The sequence below is a fragment of the Thiomonas sp. FB-6 genome (genome assembly GCF_000377645.1).
Lineage (GTDB): Bacteria > Pseudomonadota > Gammaproteobacteria > Burkholderiales > Burkholderiaceae_C > Thiomonas_A.
Genome location: NZ_KB898530.1, coordinates 1 through 6,561, shown reverse-complemented (window position 1 = coordinate 6,561; position 6,561 = coordinate 1). Strand labels below are relative to the sequence as shown.

Here is a 6,561-nt window from a genome sequence, read left to right as displayed (position 1 = left end):
GCGCCGCTTCGGAGCGGCCGTGCACGGCGCTCATGCCAGCGCCGCCAGTTGCTCGGCCTGGTGCTCGGCGTGCAGCGCGTCGAGCAATTCGTCGAGTTCCCCGCCGAGGATGGCGTCGATCTTGTGCAGGGTCAGGTTGATGCGGTGGTCGGTCACCCGTCCCTGCGGCACGTTGTAGGTGCGGATGCGGTCCGAGCGGTCGCCGCTGCCCACCAGGCTCTTGCGCTGGGCGGCCTCGCGTTCCTGCGCCTGCTGGCGCTGGCGCTGCTCCAGGCGCGCGGCCAGCACCTCCATGGCGCGGGCCTTGTTGCGGTGTTGCGATCGGTCGTCCTGGCATTCCACGACCAGGCCGGTGGGCAGGTGGGTGATGCGCACGGCGGAGTCGGTCTTGTTGATGTGCTGGCCGCCGGCGCCCGAGGAACGGAAGGTGTCGATGCGCAGTTCGGCCGGGTTGATGGCCACGGTCGCCTGCGCGTCGGGCTCGGGCATCACCGCCACGGTGGCCGCGCTGGTGTGGATGCGGCCCTGCGATTCGGTGGCCGGCACGCGCTGTACGCGATGCCCGCCGGACTCGAACTTCAGGCGCCCGTAGACCCCGTCGCCGGCGATGCGAAGCACCGCCTCCTTGACTCCGCCCAGGTCGCTGTCGCTGTGCCCGAGCAGCTCGGTGCGCCAGCCGCGGCGCTCGGCGTAGCGCGTGTACATGCGCAGCAGGTCGGCCGCGAACAATGCCGATTCCTCGCCCCCGGTGCCTGCGCGCACCTCGAGGAAGGCGGCCTTGCGGTCGTCGGGGTCGCGGGGCAGCAGCGCGCCTTGCAGCGCCTGCTCCAGCTGCTCGATGCGCCGGCCGCAATCCTGCAACTCCTCCTCCGCCAGCGCGCGCATCTCGGGGTCGGCCAGCAGCGAGCGCGCCTGCTCGCGCGCCGCCTCCGCGGCGAGCAGGTCGGCGTGCAGCGCCACCACCGGCGCCAGCTCCGAGCGTTCGCTGCCGAGTTCGCGCAGGCGCTGCGCGTCGGTGCCCTCGGCGCCCAGCAGGGCGTCGATGTCCTCGAGCCGGCGGGCGGCCGCGTCGAGCTTGTCGCGAAGGGAGGCTTTCATGCTGGGGCCCGTGGGGCCAGGCGGTGCGGGTCCGGAATGCGCGTGCCCGCGGGGCGGCGCCACGCGGTGCCGCCCCGGCCGCCCAGGACACTAGGAATTGTGGCCGCAGCCGCGGTGGGGCGTCAGGAACAGGCGCTGCACCGCCCGCGTGACCTGGTCGCGGTGCTGCGGGTCGGTTTGGTGCATGGCCGCGAAGGCATTGTGCAGGAATTTCTGCGACAGGTTGCGCGCCAGCAGTTCCATCACCGCATCGGGGGAATCCCCGCGCGCCAGCGCGCGGCGCGCGCGCTCGACCTCGGCCTGCTGCCAGTTGCGGCTTTGCTCCTGCAACTGGCGGATCAGCGGCACCTGTTCGCGGTCGTCCATCCACTGCAGGAAGCCCTGCACGCGGCTTTCGATGATCGATTCGGCCTGGTGCACCGCCGCCTGGCGCTTCTCGCCGTTGTTGCGCACCAGCTCGGTCAGGTCGTCCACCGAGTACAGGTACACGTCGGGCAGCTGCGAGACTTCCGGCTCGATGTCCCGCGGCACCGCCAGGTCGACCATCACCACGGGCTTGTGGCGGCGCTGGCGCACCATGCGCTCGGCCGCGCCCAGGCCGATGATGGGCAGCGTGCTGGCGGTGGAGCTGACCACGATGTCGAACTCGGCCAGGCGCTGCGGCATGTCCGCCAGGCGCATCGCCTCGGCGCCCACCTGCTGCGCCAGGCGCGCCCCGCGCTCCAGCGTGCGGTTGGCGATGGCCATGTGGCGCGGCCGCCGCGACGCGAAGTGAGCGGCCACCAACTCCACCATGTCGCCGGCGCCGATCAGCAGCACGCGGCAGTCGGCCAGGCTCTCGAACACCGCCTCGGCCAGTTTCACCGAGGCCGCGGCCATGCTGACCGAATGCGCGCCGATCTCGGTGGTGCTGCGCACCTCCTTGGCGACCGCGAAGGTGCGCTGGAACATCTGCCCCAGCGTGCCGCCCAGGGTGCCGGTGTCGGAGGCCGTGCGTACCGCGTCCTTCATCTGGCCGAGGATCTGCGGCTCGCCCAGCACCATCGAATCCAGCCCGCTGGCCACGCGGAAGGCGTGGCGCACCGCGCCCTCGTGCACCAGGCGGTAGCTGTGCTGCATCAGGTCCACCTCGCGCAGCTCGCGCGAGTTCGCCAGCCAGTTCACCAGCGCCTCGCGCGGGTCGGCCTGAGCCGCGCAGTAGATCTCGGTGCGGTTGCAGGTGGACAGGATCGCCGTCTCGACCGCGTTGCCCCCCGTGCGTGTGTGCAGCGTGTCACGCAGCGCGCGCAGGCCTTCCTTCAGCCCTTCGGCCGAAAATGCCAGACGTTCGCGCAGGTCCAGCGGCGCGGTCTGATGGTTGACTCCGACGGCAGCTAATAACATGAGACATTCAATTCTACGAAGCTGGCCGGGTTTTTGCGGATGACCAAAGTCAAAGTCGCGCTCGATTGCGCCCCGCCGCGGCCCTCCAATCTGTCCCTGAAGCCCACGCCGCCCCGATGCTCGCCCTGATTGCCCTGCGCTGGCTGCTCGCCACCAGCATCATGCCGCTGTTCGTCGGTGCCGGCACCGGACTGGCCGCGCGGCGGCTGCTGCGTCCCTGCCCCGGGCGCTGGACCCGTCAGGCCGCTTGGGGGGCGCTGGCGGCGTGGGGCGTGCATGGGCTGCTGGTGGGCGCCGGATGGCTACGCGACGGCGGCGTGCTGGACTATGCCGCGGTGCTCGTCGCCGCGGTGGCCGGCAGCGCGCTGGCCTGCGCGCGGCGCTGATCAGGCCGGCGCCTGCCCGGGGCGGCGCCTGCGCAGCATGCTCTCGGCGATGTAGAGCGCGATGCCGGCCCAGACCAGGCCGAAGCCCAGGGCCTTGGAGGGGCCGAAGGCCTCGTGGTACACGGTGACGCCCAGCACCAGCAGCAGGGTGGGCGTGGTGTACTGCAGGATGCCCAGCAGCGAGAAGGGGATGCGCCGCGCTCCGGCCGCGAACATCAGCAGCGGAATCGCGGTGACCGGCCCGCTGGCCATCAGCAGCAGCTTGAAGTCCAGGTCGCCCAGCGAGAAGGCGTTGCTGCCTTGCAGGCTGGTCCAGCCCAGGTACAGCAGCGCCAGCGGCAGCAGCACCGCCGTCTCCAGCGCCAGGCCCTCCAGCGAGCCCAGCGGGGCGATCTTGCGCAGCAGGCTGTAGCTGCTGAAGCTGACCGCCAGGATCAGCGCCAGCCAAGGCATGTGCCCGACGCCGAAGGCCATCCACAGCACGCCGACGGCGGCCACCGCCACCGCCGCCCATTGCAGCGGGCGCATGCGCTCGTGCAGCAGCACCGTGCCCAGCGCGACGTTCATCAGCGGGTTGATGTAGTAGCCCAGGCTGGCTTCCACCACGTGGCCGTTGTTCACCGACCAGATGTAGGTCAGCCAGTTGCAGGCCAGCACCAGCGCGCTGGCGGTGAAGCGCCCGAGCACCGCCGGCTGCCTGTACACCTGGCGCACCCAGGACCAGCGGCGCAGTGCCAGCAGGATCAGCAGCACCAGCAGCGCCGACCAGACCATGCGATGGGCCAGGATCTGCGGCGCCGGAACCGATTCCAGCAAACGGAAATACAGGGGGAACATCCCCCAGACGATGTAGGCGCCCAGGGCGTAGGCGATGCCGGGATTCATGATCGGGCCGCGGCGGCGGCTGCAGGGAAACGGTTCATGGTACGCGCAGACTCCCCCCGGATGCACCCGCAAGGGCCGGGGCCGGGCCGCGTCGGTGCAGGAAGGAAGTATCGGCAGGATCACGGGGCGATATTTCCCAAATTCAGGCCCGCGCGCCTATGTTCGCTGCAAGGATTTTCCAAGGTTGGGGGACAGGGGCATGGAACAGGATCCGGACACCCAGCGCGAGCTCGACCGCATCGACCGGCGCATTCTCGAGGCTCTGCAGTCCGACGCCAGGCTGACCATGGCGGAACTCGCCGAACGGGTGGCGTTGTCGCCGTCGCCCTGCTGGCGCCGGGTACAGATCCTGGAGAAGGCCGGCGTGATCGTCGGCTACCACGCCCAACTCGACCGCCGGCGCATCGGGCTGGGCGTGCATGGATTCGTCTACGTGCGCATGCAGGAGCACACCACGCGCAGCGCCGCCGATTTCGAGGCGCAGGTGGTGGCGATCCGGGGCATCGTGGCCTGCCAGAACCTCTCGGGCCACTACGACTACCAGCTCGAACTGGTGGCCGCCGACCCCGACTCCTTCGCCCGCCTGGTGCGCGACCAGGTCTGCGCGCTGCCCGGCGTGCGCGACATCCACACCAGCCTGTCGCTGCGCGAGGTCAAGGCCGGGGGCGTGCTGCCGGTGGAGACCTGAAGGCCCGGGGGACGGCCGCGCTTGAGCAGGGCCAGTCCGAGCTCTGCCGGATGCAGACGCAATCGCCGCATTTCATGCGGCGATTGTGGGCCTCATTCGCCGCACTGGCGAGTCATGCGGCGTGCGGTTCGCGGGGACTCAGACGTTGAACAGGAAGTTCAGCACGTCGCCGTCGTGCACCACGTAGTCCTTGCCCTCGGCACGCATGCGCCCGGCGTCCTTGGCGCCCTGTTCGCCGGCGTATTTCACGAAATCGTCGAAGGCGATGGTCTGCGCGCGGATGAAGCCGCGCTCGAAGTCGGTGTGGATCACGCCGGCCGCCTGCGGCGCGGTGGCGCCCACGGGAATGGTCCAGGCGCGCACCTCCTTCACCCCGGCGGTGAAATAGGTCTGCAGCCCGAGCAGCGAGTAGCCCGCGCGGATCAGCCGGTTCAGGCCCGGCTCGCTTTGTCCGAGCTCGGCCAGGAACTCGGTCTTTTCCTCCGCCGACATCCCGGCCAGCTCGCTTTCCAGCTTGGCGCAGATGGCCACCACCGGCGCGCCCTGCGAAGCCGCGTAGTCGCGCAGCCGGTCCAGGTGCGGGTTGTTCTCGAAGCCGTCCTCCAGCACGTTGCCCACGAACATGGCCGGCTTGGCGGTGATCAGGCACAGCGGCTTGAGCAGCGCGCGGTCCTCGTCGGACCACTCCAGCGCGCGCACGGGGCTGGCCTCGTTCAGGGCCGCCTCGCAACGCTGCAGCAGCCCGAGCAGGCGCTGCGCCTCCTTGTCGCCGGCGCGCGCGGTCTTCTGCGCCCGGTGCACCGCCTTTTCCACGGTGCCCAGGTCGGCCAGGCACAGCTCGGTCTGGATCACGCCGATGTCGGCCAGCGGATCCACGCGCCCGGACACATGCACCACGTTGGGGTCGTCGAAGCAGCGCACCACGTTGACGATGGCGTCGGTCTCGCGGATGTGCGCGAGGAACTGGTTGCCCAGGCCCTCGCCCTTGGAGGCTCCCGCCACCAGGCCCGCGATGTCGACGAACTCCACCACCGCCGGCACCACGCGCTGCGGCTTGACGATCTCGGTCAGCTGCTGCAGGCGCGGATCCGGCACCTCCACCACGCCCACGTTGGGCTCGATGGTGCAGAAGGGGTAGTTCTCGGCGGGAATGGCGCTCTGGGTCAGCGCATTGAACAGGGTGGACTTGCCGACGTTGGGCAGGCCCACGATGCCGCATTTGAGGCTCATGGAATGTCCTTAGAGATCAATCCCTTCTGCACCATCGAGCCCAACACGGGCGTGGTGGAGGCGGCCGAATTGCGCGGTCGTGTTCCGGGGATGACGGCCCAGGTTCGGACGGCGTGCCGAAGCAGGCCTTTGTCCTGGTTTTGCCTGGAGAAAACGTGGGAATTGTAGTGATCAGCGAGGCCCTGCTGCGAAGGATGGCCATCGGCACCCACGCCGGGCGCCGCAACGTCCTGTTGCAATTTCACGGGTTATGTCGCGTTGACGCTGTTTCGGGCGGGCCGCCAGAATCGAACGACCCTCTGAAGGGGGTTCATCAGGCCATCGCCCACGTCGCATCCTGCGGCCGCACGCGCGAGGCCGTTTTTTTGACGGAGACATCGCATGCAAGCTCGACAGCACAAGAGGCTCAAGCCCTGGAAGACCGTCGCGGCCGCTGCCGCTCTGGCCGCCGCCGGCATCGCGTCGCAGGCCGCGCACGCGGCCACGGCCCCGGCGCAGATCAAGATCGGCACGCTGTACGCCAGCACGGGCCCCTTCGCGGTGGCCTCGCAGGGGCAGTTCGAAGGCCTGAAGTTCTGGGCCGAGGCGGTGAACAAGGACGGCGGGGTGTTCGTCAAGGCCTTCGGCAAGAAGATCCCGGTCAAGATCGTGGCCTACGACGACCAGAGCTCCACGTCGACGGCGACCACGCTGTACAACCAGCTGATCACGCAGGACAAGGTGGACGTGCTGGTGGCCGATTTCGGCTCGGTGCTGACCTCGGTGGCGGTGCCGCTGGCGGCCGAGCACCACATGCTGCTGATCGACCCGACCGGCTCGGGGGCGAACTTCTTCACCAAGAAGACCGATTACCTGGCCGACGTGAGCATTCCGGCCTCCACCGTGTGGCCG

At 69.7% G+C, this 6,561-nt stretch carries 8 protein-coding genes; 3 read left to right on the top strand and 5 right to left on the bottom strand.

What is annotated here, in order from left to right:
* Positions 1 to 30: 30 nt before the first annotated feature.
* Positions 31 to 1,098 carry a peptide chain release factor 1 gene (gene prfA, locus D466_RS0119680; protein ID WP_018915393.1) on the bottom strand — a complete coding sequence of 356 codons (1,068 nt, stop codon included), beginning with the start codon at positions 1,096 to 1,098 and terminating at the stop codon, positions 31 to 33.
* Between the two features lie 90 nt (positions 1,099 to 1,188).
* Positions 1,189 to 2,481, bottom strand: a complete 1,293-nt coding sequence (gene hemA / locus D466_RS0119675; RefSeq protein WP_018915392.1) for a glutamyl-tRNA reductase — start codon at positions 2,479 to 2,481, stop codon at positions 1,189 to 1,191.
* A gap of 116 nt (positions 2,482 to 2,597) precedes the next feature.
* Between hemA and D466_RS0119670 the strand changes: the two genes are divergently transcribed.
* Complete coding sequence (locus D466_RS0119670) at positions 2,598 to 2,867, top strand: hypothetical protein (RefSeq protein ID WP_018915391.1); 270 nt, start codon at positions 2,598 to 2,600, stop codon at positions 2,865 to 2,867.
* On the opposite strand, the gene rarD is transcribed toward D466_RS0119670, so the two are convergent.
* Positions 2,868 to 3,752, bottom strand: a complete 885-nt coding sequence (gene rarD / locus D466_RS0119665) for an EamA family transporter RarD (RefSeq protein WP_018915390.1) — start codon at positions 3,750 to 3,752, stop codon at positions 2,868 to 2,870.
* A 199-nt stretch (positions 3,753 to 3,951) separates the two neighbouring features.
* Here rarD and D466_RS0119660 point away from each other — a divergent pair, with 199 nt between their 5' ends.
* Positions 3,952 to 4,440, top strand: coding sequence for an Lrp/AsnC family transcriptional regulator (locus tag D466_RS0119660; protein WP_018915389.1), 489 nt, complete (start codon positions 3,952 to 3,954; stop codon positions 4,438 to 4,440).
* Between the two features lie 138 nt (positions 4,441 to 4,578).
* On the opposite strand, the gene ychF is transcribed toward D466_RS0119660, so the two are convergent.
* Positions 4,579 to 5,670, bottom strand: a complete 1,092-nt coding sequence (gene ychF, locus D466_RS0119655; RefSeq protein WP_018915388.1) for a redox-regulated ATPase YchF — start codon at positions 5,668 to 5,670, stop codon at positions 4,579 to 4,581.
* The gene (locus tag D466_RS24340; protein WP_156004510.1) at positions 5,667 to 5,915 is read right to left on the bottom strand and encodes a hypothetical protein; all 249 of its coding nucleotides are present in this window, start codon (positions 5,913 to 5,915) and stop codon (positions 5,667 to 5,669) included. Before D466_RS24340 ends, ychF begins: the two co-directional genes overlap by 4 nt.
* Positions 5,916 to 6,051: 136 nt before the next feature.
* On the opposite strand from D466_RS24340, the gene D466_RS22520 reads away from it, so the two are divergent.
* Positions 6,052 to 6,561 (top strand): ABC transporter substrate-binding protein (locus tag D466_RS22520; protein ID WP_018915387.1); only part of this gene is annotated, 510 nt, incomplete at its 3' end.